The sequence below is a fragment of the Streptomyces shinuiensis genome (genome assembly GCF_043660855.1).
Taxonomy (GTDB): domain Bacteria; phylum Actinomycetota; class Actinomycetes; order Streptomycetales; family Streptomycetaceae; genus Streptomyces.
In genome coordinates, this window is the sequence record NZ_JBIHML010000001.1 from 2,149,608 (window position 1) to 2,163,476 (window position 13,869).

Below are 13,869 nucleotides of genomic sequence, written 5' to 3' on the forward strand. Positions count from 1 at the left end.
GGCATGGCTTACGGCCGCCGCTGCGGCCCGTCAGCCGACCGATCCGGTGACCCAGGCGGAAACCTCTGCGTCGAGTTCCTCGGGCGCCTTCGTGTGGCCTGGATGCCTGTAATCCAGACGGTCGGCGTCAGGGTATTTCTCGGCCCATGCTTCCGCCGCATGAGGCGGGTTGACCGGGTCCAGGGGGTTCACGAGGAGAAGCAGTCTCGGTGCTTCCTTCTTATCGGGCATCGTCCATGTGGAGTCCGCACCGGCAGGCATCACCGAGCACGGACGGTGCATGCCCGAGAGCGCGGCTCCGAGAGGATTCCTCTCCTGCGACCCCGCGCCCACTCCCCACCCCCGGTACGCCGTGCAGACGTTGGCAAGGTATCCCACGAACTCCGGAAGCACCTGACCGTCGCGGTGACGGCGGGTGTAGCTACGACTGTTGGACTCTACGACCCCTTTGCCCGCCTTGCCGATATCCGGCCAACTGGTCAGGATCTCGCGCAGTGGTTCAGCGTTCTTTCCGAGGTCGCGGGAGAGAGAGAAGAGAGCGGTCATCCGCTCGTACTCCTCGACGCCGTCGGCGAGACCGGTCTGCGTGCCGTCGTAGCCCATGTCCCGGAGCGTCCGGTGAAGCTTCTGCCAGCAGTCGGAGGCCGCATCGCTTTCGTCGCATTCCATGACGTCCTGCAAGCCCGCCTCCACCGCGAGGCTCCGCTCGACCATGAGCGTGGTCGCGGACGTGCCCGGCGGAGGCGCGGGAGCGTCCATCACCCCCCAGCCGCCGGCGCGCTCCAGCTCGGGCATCACAGCCGTTGCCCGGACCGCGCCGAACGACTGCGCGTACACCCCCGATATCTCCCCCTCCTTCTCGACGAGCTCCTTGAACGACTCCTGGTATTCCGCACGGTCGAGGCGGTAGAGGTCCATGTCGCAGGCGTTCTGGAAATCGTCGGGCCAGTTCTTCGTCTGCCATTCCGAGAGTTCGCCACCCTTCGACACGTCAGTGACGGTTTCGAGGCATTCGGCGCTGACCCCGTGAACAGCCCAGGGCTGGACGAATGTGGCCACCGCCCGGTGGCGCAACCAGGAAGGAAGAAGCGATCGGGCCGCCACGGCGTCCAGCGGACGCAGCCCAGGCCTTCCCGGGTCCCAGAGGACCAGTCCGTCCCGTTCTCCGGGTGTGCGAGCGGTCGGCGCGCCATCCTCACCGAGGGGTGCGTAGATCACCGCCCACACTCCCGTGGGGAGCAGGTGGCAGCGGACGGTCTCGTCGGCACACGGCTGAGGCTCGGGAGCTGTCGACTGCCCGCGCTCGTCAGCCCGGTACACATACAGGCCGGCGAGGACGACGACGGCCAGGGCCACCACGCCGGCGAACCAGCGGACGGCCGTGGCGCGGCCGGGGTTACGCGCCCCCGGCATGCCGCGCTTGCGTCGCACTGGTCACAGGTGTCCTTGGTCGAGGTCGAAGCTTCCGGGAGGTCAATGGACCGAGGGCTGACTGTATCGCGCGAAGCGGGAGACGAGACCGCCGGGAAGCGGTGCCGACGGAAGCGGCGAGCGTCTTCGCCCCGCGCCCGCAGCCGGGCGACGGGCCGATACCGCCCTCGGGGTCCGGACCGCACCACCGTCCGCCCGCAGCCGGGCGACGGCGGGAGGGGACGGGGAGGGGCGGACGTTCCGGACACTCCGGGGTTCCCCATGCCGGAGGCCAGGGGCGTGATTTGCGGCCAATAGGCGCTTCAGTCAGCGGTGCACGGCAACGGCCGTAAATCATGCCGTCCGGAATGTTCGCCCCGGACCGGCACCGACCCCCGCACATCCCCGGCCCCCACCGCACCCGCACCCGGAAAACAAACGCCCCCCTCCGCGTTAACCCGAAGTTGCGGAACCGGTCTCACCGAGAGAATTCCTTTCCGATTCGGAAATCGAACGGAATCAGCTCGCGGAAAGAAGGCGTCCGCCGATAGCCTGGCGCTGCCTCGTGGATCGACGCGGGGCAGCCGCGGGAGCGTCCGAGGGGAGGGCGTTCCGATCGCGGTTCCGGGGGCAGTGGAGCCGGGGGGAAATCGCCGCGCGGTAAATCGCGCGTTCCGGCACACGCAGGCGCCCGAAGGCGCCGAATTCGTTTCTCCGCCGCCCCGGAATCACCGCCGATTCACCGAAGGTGAGGACGACCCGTGCGACGCATGACCTCCGTTCTTCTGGCCCTGAGCGCTCTGGTGGGGGCCTCCGCGCTGACCGCCCCGGCGGCCGCGGCCGCCGCGCAGACCGGCCGCCCGGCCACCGTGCGGACCGCCGTACCGGCCGGCTGGGAGGTGGTCGAGGGCGGCGAGGTGGCCGCCCTGAACGGCGGGGCGGACGGCAAGCGCTCCTCCGCCCCCCAGGGCCCCGCCGCGCAGAACCTCACCGCGCAGGACCTCACCGAGCAGGGCTCGGACGCGGACGAGCTCTCCCTCATCGCGATGCAGTCGGTCCGCAACGAGCGGTTCGTCGCGACGGAGAAGAACTACCCGGCTCCCAACACCGGTGCGCTGCGGGCCCGTTCCGCCGAGATCGGCGGCTCCTGGGAGGAGTTCGTCCTCTACGACCTGGGCGCCTGAGCCCCGGCCGGCCGGACGGGAAAGGCGCCCGTACCCCACGTCCCGGGGGTACGGGCGCCTCCGCGTGAGCCCCGCCCACGGCATACGGCCGCGAGCGCGGGTGTCAGGCGATGCGGTCCAGGATCAGGGGGGTGGGCTCGGCCGAGGCCGTGTCGGCGATCCCGATCGCGTCGCCGGCAAGTGCTTCGAGCGCGTAGTCGAAGCGCTCTGGGGTGTCGGTGTGGAGGGTCAGCAGCGGGGCCCCGGCGCTCACCCGGTCGCCGGGCTTGGCGTGCAGCTCCACCCCGGCCCCGGCCTGCACCGGGTCCTCCTTGCGTGCGCGGCCCGCGCCCAGGCGCCAGGCGGCGACGCCGACGGCGTACGCGTCCAGCCCGGTCAGGACTCCGGAGGCGGGGGCCGTCACGGTGTGCCGCTCGCGGGCGACGGGCAGGGGCGCGTCCGGGTCGCCGCCCTGGGCGGTGATCATGCGGCGCCAGTGGTCCATGGCCGAGCCGTCGGCGAGCGCCTCGGCGGGGTCGGCGTCCGGCAGTCCGGCGGCGGTGAGCATCTCGCGGGCCAGTGTCAGCGTCAGCTCGACGACGTCGGCCGGGCCGCCGCCCGCCAGGACCTCCACCGACTCGCGGACCTCCAGGGCGTTGCCCGCGGTCAGGCCGAGCGGGGTGGACATGTCGGTGAGCAGGGCGACGGTGCGCACCCCGTGGTCGGTGCCGAGCCCGACCATGGTGGAGGCCAGCTCGCGGGCGTCGTCGAGGTTCTTCATGAACGCGCCGGAGCCGACCTTGACGTCCAGGACGAGCGAGCCCGTGCCCTCGGCGATCTTCTTGGACATGATCGAGGAGGCGATCAGCGGGATCGCCTCGACGGTGCCGGTGACGTCGCGCAGCGCGTAGAGCTTCTTGTCGGCCGGGGCCAGTCCGTCGCCGGCCGCGCAGATCACCGCGCCGACCGAGCGCAGGACGTCCATCATCTCGTCGTTGCTCAGCAGTGCCCGCCAGCCGGGGATCGACTCCAGCTTGTCCAGCGTTCCGCCGGTGTGGCCCAGGCCGCGCCCGGAGAGCTGGGGGACGGCGGCGCCGCAGGCGGCGACCAGCGGGGCCAGCGGCAGGGTGATCTTGTCACCGACGCCGCCGGTGGAGTGCTTGTCGGCGGTGGGCCTGGGCAGGGCGGAGAAGTCCATCCGCTCGCCGCTGTCGATCATCGCGGCGGTCCAGCGGGTGATCTCCTCGCGCTCCATGCCGTTGAGCAGGATCGCCATGGCCAGGGCCGACATCTGCTCGTCGGCGACCTCGCCGCGGGTGTAGGCGTCGATGACCCAGTCGATCTGGGCGTCGCCGAGACGGCCCCGGTCGCGCTTGGTGCGGATGACGGAGATGGCGTCCATCAGGGGGTGTTGCTCCTTGGGAGGGGTCGGGGGCGCCGGGCGCGGGTCAGCGGTCGGTGGGGCCGTCCGCGTCGGCGAGGTGGTCGGGGCCGAAGGCGTCCGGCAGGAGGTCGGACAGCGGCCGGACGCCGGAAGCGGTGTCGACCGCCAGGTCCGGGCCTCCGTGCTCCCACAGGAGCTGGCGGCAGCGGCCGCACGGCATGAGGATCTCGCCGCGGCCGTCGCAGCAGGTGAAGGCCACCAGCCGGCCACCGCCGGTGGCGGCCAGCTCGGAGACCAGGCCGCACTCGGCGCACAGCGCGACGCCGTAGGCGGCGTTCTCCACGTTGCAGCCGCCGACGATCCGGCCGTCGTCCACCAGCGCGGCGGCGCCGACCGGGTACCTGGAGTACGGGGCGTAGGCCCGGGACATCAGCTCCCGGGCCCGCTCCCGCAGCGCCGGCCAGTCGGCCCGGCCGGCGCCTGTCGCAGAGGACTCGCTCACCTACTTGCCCTCACCCTTCCGGTAGGCGTGCCCGTTGGCCTTCGGCATCCGCAGCCGCTGCGCGGACATGGCCAGCACCAGCAGCGTGGCGACGTACGGTGCGGCGCTGACGAACTGGCTGGGCACCTCGTCCACCGAGGAGTACCAGACGAACAGCACCAGGCCGGTGATCGCCGCGACCGCGCCGGTCAGGTACTTCTTCCGGTAGATCGCCCAGGCGGTGGCCAGGACCAGCAGGATCGCCAGCAGCAGGAGCAGGGCGTGGACGTTCTGGCCGCCGCCGCGCAGGTTGAGGCTGTCGGTGTAGCCGAACAGGCCGGCGCCCAGGGCGAGTCCGCCCGGCATCCAGTTGCCGAAGATCATCGCGGCGAGGCCGATGTAGCCGCGTCCGCCGGTCTGGCCCTCCAGGTAGATGTTGGAGGCGACCTCGGCGAGGAACGCGCCGCCCATGCCGGCGAAGCCGCCGGAGATCATCACGGCGATGTACTTGTACTTGTAGACGTTGACGCCCAGGCTCTCGGCCGCGATCGGGTTCTCGCCGCAGGAGCGCAGCCGCAGGCCGAAGCCGGTGTTCCACAGCACCCAGCGGCTGAGCGGGATCATGGCGACGGCCACGATCGTCAGCAGGGAGAGGTTGGTGACCAGTCCGCCGAGCAGCCCGGCGACGTCGGAGACGACGAACCAGTGCTTGGCGTTGAGCGTCGCCATCGCGTCGGACAGTCCGGGGACGGTGATCTGGCCTATGGACTCGATGGGCGGGGACTGCTTGCTGGTGCCGCTCTCCATCTCGGCGAAGGTGAAGCTGGACAGGTAGCGGGTGGCGCCGACGGCGAGGATGTTGATGGCCACACCGGAGACGATGTGGTTGACGCCGAAGGTGACGGTGGCGATCGCGTGCAGCAGACCGCCCAGCGCGCCGCCGACGACGCCCATGACCACGCCCGCCCACGGGCCCCACTGGACGCCGGCCCAGGCGCCGAACCAGGTGCCCAGGATCAGCATGCCCTCCAGACCGATGTTGATCACACCGGCCCGCTCGGCCCACAGGCCGCCCAGTCCGGCCAGCCCGATGGGGACGGCCAGCCGCAGGGCGGTGGAGGTCTGTCCGACGGAGGTGATGCCGTGGGCCCCGGTGATCAGCCGCACGGCGGAGACCAGCACCAGCAGGCCCGCGATCACGAGCATCCACTCGGCCAGTGTCAGCCGGCGGCGGGCGGGCTTCTTCGGCTGCTGTGCGGCCGGCCGCTTGTCGAGGACGGTGCTCATGCCGACACCTCCTTGCGGTTCTTCGGACCGGTGCCGTCGCCCTCGTCCGCGGCGGCCTCGGCGGCGAGTTCCTCGCCGACCTTCTGCTGCTGGCGGCGCAGGCCGTAACGGCGCACGGACTCGTAGCTGATGACGACCGCCATCACGATCAGGCCCTGCATGATCGTGGCGATCTCCTTCTCGTAGCCGTTGTAGTCGAGCGTGGGGGACGCCTTGTCGAGGAAGGCGATGAGCAGCGCTCCGAAGGCTATGCCGAGGGGGTGGTTGCGGCCGAGCAGGGCGATGGTGATGCCGGTGAATCCCACGCCCGCGGGGAAGTCCAGGCTGTAGGTGTGAGCGTCGCCGAGCAGGACGGGCATGCCGGCCAGACCGGCGACGGCGCCGGAGATCAGCATGCTGGTGAGCACCATGCGCCTGGCGTCGACGCCGCTGGCGGAGGCGGCGCTGGGGCTGGCGCCGGTGGCGCGCAGGTCGAAGCCGAACCGGGTGCGGTTCAGGACCAGCCAGTACAGCAGGCCGCACAGGGCGGCGACGGCGGTGAAGCCGTAGATCTCGCCGGCCGCGCCCAGGTCGATGCCGGGGAACCAGCCGGATTCCGGTATCTGCCCGGTGGTGAGGTTGTTGCCGCGCTGCTCGCCGAACTGGGCGGGCAGGACGAGGTAGGCGATGATGCTGGTGGCGATGGAGTTGAGCATGATCGTCGAGACGACCTCGCTCACCCCGCGGGTGGTCTTCAGGATGCCCGCGATACCGGCCCAGAAGCCGCCCACCAGCATCGCGACGACCAGGATCAGCGCGATGTGCAGGGGGCCGGGCAGGGTGACCGAGGCGCCGACGAGGGCGGCGGCCATCGCGGCGAGCCGGTACTGCCCGTCGACCCCGATGTTGAACAGGTTCATGCGGAAGCCGACGGCCACCGCGAGCGCCGCCAGGTAGTACGTGGCGGCCTGGTTGACGATGAGCACCTGGATGTCGGCGTGCACCGCGTACTCGGCCATCAGCACGTACGGCTGCACGGGGTTCAGACCGGAGGCGATCAGCACCACCGAGGTCAGCAGCACGGCGACGACGATGGCCAGCGCCGGTCCGCCGAGGGCCAGGACCATCCGCTCCTTGTCGAACTTCTTCATCGGTCCTCTCCCCCGTCCCGGCCCGTGGCGGCGGTCCCGTCGGCGGCTGCGGCGGCTGCGACCGCCGCCTCGTCGTCGAGACGGCCGGAGGCCGCGCCGGTCATGGCGGAGCCCAGGGCCTCAGGGGTGATCGTGGCGGGGTCGGCGTCGGCGACCAGTCGGCCGCGGTACATCACGCGCAGGGTGTCGGACAGGCCGATCAGCTCGTCGAGGTCGGCGGAGATCAGCAGGACGGCCAGGCCGGCGCGGCGCGCGGTGCGGATCTGGTCCCAGATCTGCGCCTGCGCGCCGACGTCCACGCCGCGCGTGGGGTGGGCGGCGATCAGGAGCCGGGGGGTGTGGCTCATCTCGCGGCCCACGATCAGCTTCTGCTGGTTGCCGCCGGACAGGGAGGCGGCGGTGACGTCGATGCCGGGGGTGCGCACGTCGTACTCGGCGACGATCCGCCCGGTGTCGGTGCGGGCGGCCTTGATGTCCAGCCAGGGTCCCTTGCTGTTGGGGGGCTCGGTGACGTGCCCGAGTATGCGGTTCTCCCACAGGGAGGACTCCAGCAGCAGCCCGTGGCGGTGGCGGTCCTCGGGGATGTAGCCGACGCCGCCCTCGCGGCGGCGGCGGGTGGGCCAGCCGGTGACGTCCTCGTCGCCGAGGACGATGGTCCCGCCGTCGGCCTGGCGGATGCCGACCAGCGCCTCGATCAGCTCGGTCTGGCCGTTGCCCTCCACACCGGCCAGGCCCAGCACCTCGCCCTTGTGGATGGTGAAGGAGACACCGTCCAGGATGGTGCGGGCGCCGTCGGCCGGGTCGTACCCGGTGAGGGTGAGGCCGTTCACCCTCAGCATGGGGACCTCGGTGACGGTGGACTCGCGGGTCTCCGGGGAGGGCAGTTCGGCGCCGACCATCAGCTCGGCGAGCTGCTTGACGGTGACGTCGCCGGGGGTGACGGAGGCGACGGTGGTGCCGCGCCGGATGACGGTGATGTCGTCGGCGACCGAGAGCACCTCGCCCAGCTTGTGCGAGATGAAGATGACGGTCAGTCCCTCCGCCTTCAGCTCGCGGAGGTTGGCGAAGAGCGCGTCCACCTCCTGCGGCACGAGCACGGCGGTCGGCTCGTCGAGGATGAGGATGCGGGCGCCGCGGTAGAGGACCTTGAGGATCTCCACGCGCTGCCGGTCGGCGACCCCGAGGTCCTCCACCATGGCGTCGGGGCGGATGCCCAGGCCGTAGGCCTCGGAGATCTCCCTGATCCGGGCGCGGGCCTTCGCGCCGATCCCGTACAGCTTCTCGCTGCCCAGGACGGTGTTCTCGGCGACGGTGAGGTTGTCGGCCAGCATGAAGTGCTGGTGGACCATGCCGATGCCGCGGGCGATGGCGTCGCCGGGGTCGGAGAAGCCGACTTCCCGGCCGTCGACGGCGACGGTGCCCTCGTCCGGCTTCTGCATGCCGTAGAGGATCTTCATCAGGGTCGACTTGCCCGCGCCGTTCTCGCCGACGATGGCGTGCACGGTCCCCTTGCGGACGGACATGTGGATGTCGTGGTTGGCGACGACACCGGGGAAGCGCTTGGTGATCCCGGTCAGTTCGACGGCGGGAGGACTGCTGGACGCGTTGATGGTGCACTCTCCTCGGGCTAAGGAGCGGCTCGTAGGGAGCACGGCGGCGGAGGCGGATGACCGGGGTGGGCCGGGAGGTGGGCCGCCGGGCCGTGCGGGTGAGGGCGACGCTACCGCCTCGACGGCTGACTACGCGCGTAGAGCTTTTTCCGTGCGGTGGGCCCGGCCGGAAGGAAGGGGCCGTCGCCGCGAGCGGTGCGGTGTGGTGCGGTCCTCTTCCGGCCGGGCCCGTGCCGGGGCCGTGCGGGCGGCGGCCGGACGCCCGGGGGACGTCCGGCCCCGCTCCCGCTCCGGCACCGGGCCGGGCCGGATCGGTCGGGAGGGTCAGGACTCGGTGCTGACCTTGATCTCGCCGCCGATGATGCCCTCCCTGGCCTTCTTCACGGCCTCCTGGAGTTCGGTCATCTCGGTGAAGGCCGGGTTGGAGTCGGACAGGCCGACACCGCCGGACTCCAGGTCGAAGCGGCTCTCGCCGCTCATCGGCTCGCCGTTCTGGACGGACTCGACCAGGTTGTAGACCGCGCCGGAGACATCCTTGGTCATGGAGGTCAGGATGCTGTCCTTGTACTTGGCCAGCGTCTTCTGCTCGTACTGGTCGGAGTCGACGCCGATGACCCACTTGTCCTTGGCGGCGACCGCCTCGATGACGCCCTGGCCCGCGAGGCCGGCGGCGTGGTAGATCACGTCGGCCTTGGCGTCGAGCTGACCGCGCGCGGCCTCCTTGCCGAGGTCCGGCTTGGAGAAGCCGTCCATGTTCGGCGGCTGGGTCAGGTACTGGGTCTTGACCTCGATGGACTTGTCGGTGTCCTTCACGCCCTGGACGAAGCCCGCCTCGAACTTCTTGATCAGCGGGACCTCGACGCCGCCGACGAAGCCGACGACCTTGGACTCGGTGGCCTCGGCCGCGGCCACGCCCGCCAGGTAGGAGCCCTCCTCCTCGCTGAAGACGAGGTTGGCGACGTTGTCCGCCTTGACGGTGTTGTCGTCGATCAGGCCGAAGGTGGTCTTCGGGAACTTCTCGGCGACCTCCTCGATCGGCTTGGCGTAGGCGAAGCCCACACCGATCACGGGGTTGTAGCCCTGGCGGGCCAGGTCGGTGAGGCGCTGGACCTTGTCGGCGTCCGACTCGCCGTCGGAGGGCTCGATGTCCTCGCCGCCGATGCCGAAGTCCTTCTTCGCCTTCTCGAAGCCTCTGTAGGCGGCGTCGTTGAACGACTGGTCGCCGCGGCCGCCGACGTCGTAGGCGAGGGCTATGCCCTTGCCCTTCTTGGCGGAGTCGGAGGAGTCCGAGGAGGCGGACTCCGTGGATGTGCTGCCACACGCAGTGGCGCTGAGGGCGAGGGCCGCGGCGGTGCCGACCGCGGCAGCGAGCTTGCTTACCCGGCGCAAGAGGACTTCCCTTCGCTCGAAGCGCCTCCGTTGGCGCTGGCTTCCGCCGCATCGTAACGCGCGTAGATGCCAGGAAAAGGGCTCTTGCGGAGCCGTTATCAGTTCGGTGTTAACAGGTGGTGCCCGCACCCTTGTGGAGGGTGACGCGGGGGCATCCTCCGGGGCGCCGGGCGCCGCGGGCGCCGGACGCCGCCCCGGCCCGCGGGTGGTGGCGCCGGCGCCGCGCCCTTCCGCCCGGGCCCTGCCCCACCTGCGCTTTCCCGCTCGCCACGAGGGCCGGACGGTGAGCGCGGCGGTCCCGGGCCCGCGGCGACCGGAGAGCGGGGACACCCCGCCGGCCGCCGGCCGGGCCGCGGCGTGAGACTGGTCACGTGCGCTCGTGCCCTATTCGCGCTCGGCGTCCAGCAGCGCGGCGGCCGTGAACAGCTCCACGCCCGCCGCGATGGCGCTCTCGTCGACGTCGAAGTCGCCCTGGTGCAGGTCGTGCGGCGTGCGGTCGCCCGGCGGGCGCACGCCCAGCCGGGCCATCGCGCCGGGGACGTGCTCCAGATACCAGGAGAAGTCCTCGCCGCCCAGGCTCTGCTCGGTGTCCTCGACCGAGCCGTGGCCGCGCCGGGAGACCATGGCGTCGCGCAGCAGCTCGGCGGTGGTCCGCTCGTTGACCACCGGGGGGACGCCGCGGATGTAGTTGAGCTCGAACTTGGCGCGGTGCAGCGTCGCGACCTCGTCGATCGCCGCGTGCACCAGGTCGGGCGCGATCCGCCAGGCGGGCAGGTCCAGGCAGCGGATGGTGCCGGACAGCTCGGCGTGCTGCGGGATGACGTTGGGGGCGTGGCCCGCCTCCAGCCGCCCCCAGGTCAGGGCGAGTCCGGCGCGGGTGTCCACGCGGCGGGAGAGCACCGCCGGCACCTCGGTGACGATCTTGGCCGCCGCCGTGACCAGATCGGTGGTCAGGTGCGGGCGCGCGGTGTGGCCGCCGGGGCCGTCGAGGGAGAGCTCCAGCCGGTCGCAGGCGGAGGTGATGGGGCCGGCGCGCAGGCCGATGCGCCCGGCCTCGACCTTGGGGTCGCAGTGGACGGCGACGATCCGGCCCACCCCCTCCAGCACCCCGGCCTCGATGGCGTCGGTCGCGCCGCCCGGCAGCACCTCCTCGGCGGGCTGGAACAGCAGCCGCACCGAGTGCGGCAGCTCGTCCCGGCGCGCCAGGTCGGCCAGGACCAGGCCGGCACCGAGCACGGCGGTGGTGTGCACGTCGTGGCCGCAGGCGTGCGCCCGGTCCGGGACCGTCGAGCGGTACGGGACGGTCTTGGTGTCGGGGATGGGGAGCGCGTCGATGTCGGCGCGCAGCGCCAGCATCGGGCGCACGCCGCGCTTGGCGTCGGCCCCGCCGGGGTGGATGTCGCAGATCAGTCCCGTGCCGCCGGGAAGCACCCGGGGGCCGAGCCCGGCCTTCTCCAGCCGCTCCCTGATGGCGGCGGTGGTCCGGAACTCCTGGTGGCCCAGCTCGGGGTGCATGTGCAGGTCCCGGCGGAAGGCGATGAGTTCGGCACGGATGGCCTCCGGCACGGCGCCGGGCAGGGGCGTCTCATCGGTGGTCCGGATACTGGACTCTGGCGACAACAACTGGCTCACCCTGTCGAGGATAAGCCCAGGTGACAGCCGTGTGCAGAGAGAACGATGAAAGTTCACCCTCCGTAGGGAGAAAAAACGGATCGGCGGTCGCATACGGCCTGGTGCGGATGGGTATGACCTCCGATTCCGCTCGCCTCGCCCCGTTCCGCTATGTGGGACGGGGCGCGATCACGAGGCGGGCGGGGCCGACGGCAGCCGCCGCACCCCCCGCGCGGTGCCGGTGACGCCGGAGAGGAACCCCCGGGCGCGCGGCGAGGCGCCCTCCGTCAGCCAGGCCGGGTCCACATCGCAGACCGCGACCGTCACCCCGGTGCCGGCCAGGGCCAGCGGGAGGGTGTGGACGACGGTGGAGGGGAAGCTCACGATGGTGCGGCCGATGGGGCCGCGGCGGGCCACCAGCTCCAGCGGGAGGTCCGGCCGTACGATCTCCAGCCCCGTCCCGGCCGCTATCCGGTGCAGCTTCCCCGCGCTCTCGCGGCGGTGGGCGAAGTAGCGGGTGGCATCGTGGGCCCGGGTCAGGGAGGCGACGGCCTCCAGATAGCGCCCGGGGTCCACCACACCGGTCTCGACCAGCGAGGTGCCCACCAGATCGGTGCCGCCGGTGAGCGCGGGCGGGCCGAAGCGGGCGCGGGCCCAGGCGAAGTCGTTGCGGGTGACCGACACGTGCTCGGGCGCCTCGACCGGCATCGAGCTGAACACCTCGACCCGCCGGCGCGCCGACGGTGTCATCCGGCGGCGGGCGGAGGCGGAGACGGGCGCGAAGAGCGCGGCACGCGCTCCCCCCGCCCCCCTGCGGTGCCACCGCACCAGGCGCTCGCCGCGGGCGAGCTGGGTGACGAACTCCATGGTGGCCGTCCCGTCGTCGACCACCACCACGCCCCCCGGGCCCCCTGGTACGGCTCCCTCGGTGCGGGCGAGGGAGAGCAGCAGCTGCACGTACCGCGAGAACGGGTCGCCCACCACGATCCGCGCGGCGCGGCGCAGCGGACCCAGCAGGGAGGCGACCGTCCTCAGCGGCGCGCCCGCGCCGCCGCGCGCCTCCTCCCAGCGGACCGCGATCCCCTCGTCGCGCGCCAGCTCGGCCATCCGCCTCAGCTGGCCGCGTGTCATCGCCTCCCGCGGCGGCAGGACGACCACGGTGAGGTCGCCGTCCCCCTCTTCCGCACCTCCCGGGCGGGTCTCCCGGTACGCGGTCCGGTACGCGGTGTGGGCCCACTCCAGGACGTTGAGGAGCTGCACCGGGCTCTCGACGAAGGCGAGGGTGCCCGAGCGGCGCCCGGGGCGCCGCGGGCGTCCGGGGGCCCCCGGAGCGCGGCCGGGACGCGCCCCCCGACACGCCTCGGCCGTGCCCGGCCTCCGGGCCGGCTGCGGCGGAACCCCGCCCGGGGTCCCGCCGGGTGCTGCGCCTGCGCTCACCTTGGATCGCCCCGTCAGCCCGTCGGTCCCGTCAGACCGCTGCCGGCTCGCGGCCGGCGGCGGTCTCCTCGGTCTCGGCCACGACACCCTTGACCCGGCGCAGCTTCTTCATCGGCCCGATCTCGCTGTCGTAGACCCGCTTCACACCGTCGCCCAGGGACTCCTCGATGGTGCGGATGTCGCGCACCAGGCGCTGCAGGCCCTGCGGCTCGACGGAGGCGGCCTGGTCGGAGCCCCACATCGCGCGGTCCAGGGTGATGTGGCGCTCGACGAAGGCGGCGCCCAGCGCGACGGCGGCCAGCGTGGTCTGCAGGCCCGTCTCGTGGCCGGAGTAGCCGATCGGCACGTTGGGGTACTCGGCCTGCAGGGTGTGGATCATCCGCAGGTTGAGCTCCTCGGCCTTGGCCGGGTAGGTGCTGGTGGCGTGGCAGAGCACGATGTTCCCGCTGCCCAGCACCTCCACCGCGTGCCGGATCTGCTTCGGCGTGGACATACCGGTGGAGAGGATGACGGTGCGGCCGGTGGCGCGCATCGCGCGCAGCAGCTCGTCGTCGGTCAGGGAGGCGGAGGCGACCTTGTAGCAGGGCACGTCGAACTTCTCCAGGAAGGCGACGGACTCCACGTCCCACGGGGAGGCGAACCAGTCGATCCCCTTCTTCCTGCAGTAGGCGTCGATGGCCCGGTAGCCCTCCTCGTCGAACTCGACGCGGTGGCGGTAGTCGATGTAGGTCATCCGGCCCCAGGGGGTGTCGCGCTCGATCTCCCACTGGTCGCGCGGGGTGCAGACCTCCGGGGTGCGCTTCTGGAACTTCACCGCGTCGCAGCCGGCGTCGGCGGCGGCGTCGATCAGGGCGAACGCGTTCTCCAGGTCGCCGTTGTGGTTGATGCCGATCTCGCCGGTGACGTAGACCGGGTGGCCCGGGCCCACGGTCCTGGCGCCGAGGGTACGGAGGCGGGGGCTGGTCAT

11 protein-coding genes are annotated in these 13,869 nt (G+C 72.0%); 1 reads left to right on the forward strand and 10 read right to left on the reverse strand.

The features are described from left to right. Nucleotides 1–30: 30 nt before the first annotated feature. Nucleotides 31–1,431 carry an alpha/beta hydrolase gene (locus ACGRHY_RS09480; protein WP_394634950.1) on the reverse strand — a complete coding sequence of 467 codons (1,401 nt, stop codon included), beginning with the start codon at nt 1,429–1,431 and terminating at the stop codon, nt 31–33. Nucleotides 1,432–2,180: 749 nt separating this feature from the next. Between ACGRHY_RS09480 and ACGRHY_RS09485 the strand changes: the two genes are divergently transcribed. After that, nucleotides 2,181–2,594 (forward strand): hypothetical protein, encoded by a 414-nt coding sequence (locus ACGRHY_RS09485; protein ID WP_394634951.1) that lies wholly within the window; start codon nt 2,181–2,183, stop codon nt 2,592–2,594. 103 nt (nt 2,595–2,697) lie between these two features. On the opposite strand, the gene ACGRHY_RS09490 is transcribed toward ACGRHY_RS09485, so the two are convergent. The 9 genes from ACGRHY_RS09490 to ACGRHY_RS09530 all read right to left on the reverse strand — a co-directional run bounded on the left by ACGRHY_RS09490 (nt 2,698) and on the right by ACGRHY_RS09530 (nt 13,869). Then, nucleotides 2,698–3,975, reverse strand: a complete 1,278-nt coding sequence (locus tag ACGRHY_RS09490) for a thymidine phosphorylase (protein ID WP_394634952.1) — start codon at nt 3,973–3,975, stop codon at nt 2,698–2,700. 46 nt (nt 3,976–4,021) lie between these two features. Beyond that, a complete protein-coding gene (locus tag ACGRHY_RS09495) occupies nt 4,022–4,387 on the reverse strand; it encodes a cytidine deaminase (RefSeq protein WP_394637981.1) in 366 nt (121 codons plus the stop codon). A 72-nt stretch (nt 4,388–4,459) separates the two neighbouring features. Next, the gene (locus ACGRHY_RS09500; protein ID WP_394634953.1) at nt 4,460–5,725 is read right to left on the reverse strand and encodes an ABC transporter permease; all 1,266 of its coding nucleotides are present in this window, start codon (nt 5,723–5,725) and stop codon (nt 4,460–4,462) included. Next, nucleotides 5,722–6,855 (reverse strand): ABC transporter permease, encoded by a 1,134-nt coding sequence (locus ACGRHY_RS09505; RefSeq protein ID WP_394634954.1) that lies wholly within the window; start codon nt 6,853–6,855, stop codon nt 5,722–5,724. The genes ACGRHY_RS09500 and ACGRHY_RS09505 overlap by 4 nt, the downstream gene beginning before the upstream one ends. Further along, on the reverse strand, nt 6,852–8,378 hold the full coding sequence (locus tag ACGRHY_RS09510; protein WP_394637982.1) for an ABC transporter ATP-binding protein: 1,527 nt from the start codon (nt 8,376–8,378) through the stop codon (nt 6,852–6,854). The genes ACGRHY_RS09505 and ACGRHY_RS09510 overlap by 4 nt, the downstream gene beginning before the upstream one ends. 411 nt (nt 8,379–8,789) lie before the next feature. Further along, nucleotides 8,790–9,854 (reverse strand): BMP family lipoprotein, encoded by a 1,065-nt coding sequence (locus tag ACGRHY_RS09515; protein ID WP_394634955.1) that lies wholly within the window; start codon nt 9,852–9,854, stop codon nt 8,790–8,792. A gap of 384 nt (nt 9,855–10,238) precedes the next feature. Continuing rightward, a complete protein-coding gene (locus tag ACGRHY_RS09520) occupies nt 10,239–11,486 on the reverse strand; it encodes a M20 family metallopeptidase (protein ID WP_394634956.1) in 1,248 nt (415 codons plus the stop codon). 168 nt (nt 11,487–11,654) lie between these two features. Then, nucleotides 11,655–12,902, reverse strand: a complete 1,248-nt coding sequence (locus ACGRHY_RS09525; protein WP_394634957.1) for a hypothetical protein — start codon at nt 12,900–12,902, stop codon at nt 11,655–11,657. A gap of 31 nt (nt 12,903–12,933) precedes the next feature. Then, the gene (locus tag ACGRHY_RS09530) at nt 12,934–13,869 is read right to left on the reverse strand and encodes an N-acetylneuraminate synthase family protein (protein WP_394634958.1); all 936 of its coding nucleotides are present in this window, start codon (nt 13,867–13,869) and stop codon (nt 12,934–12,936) included.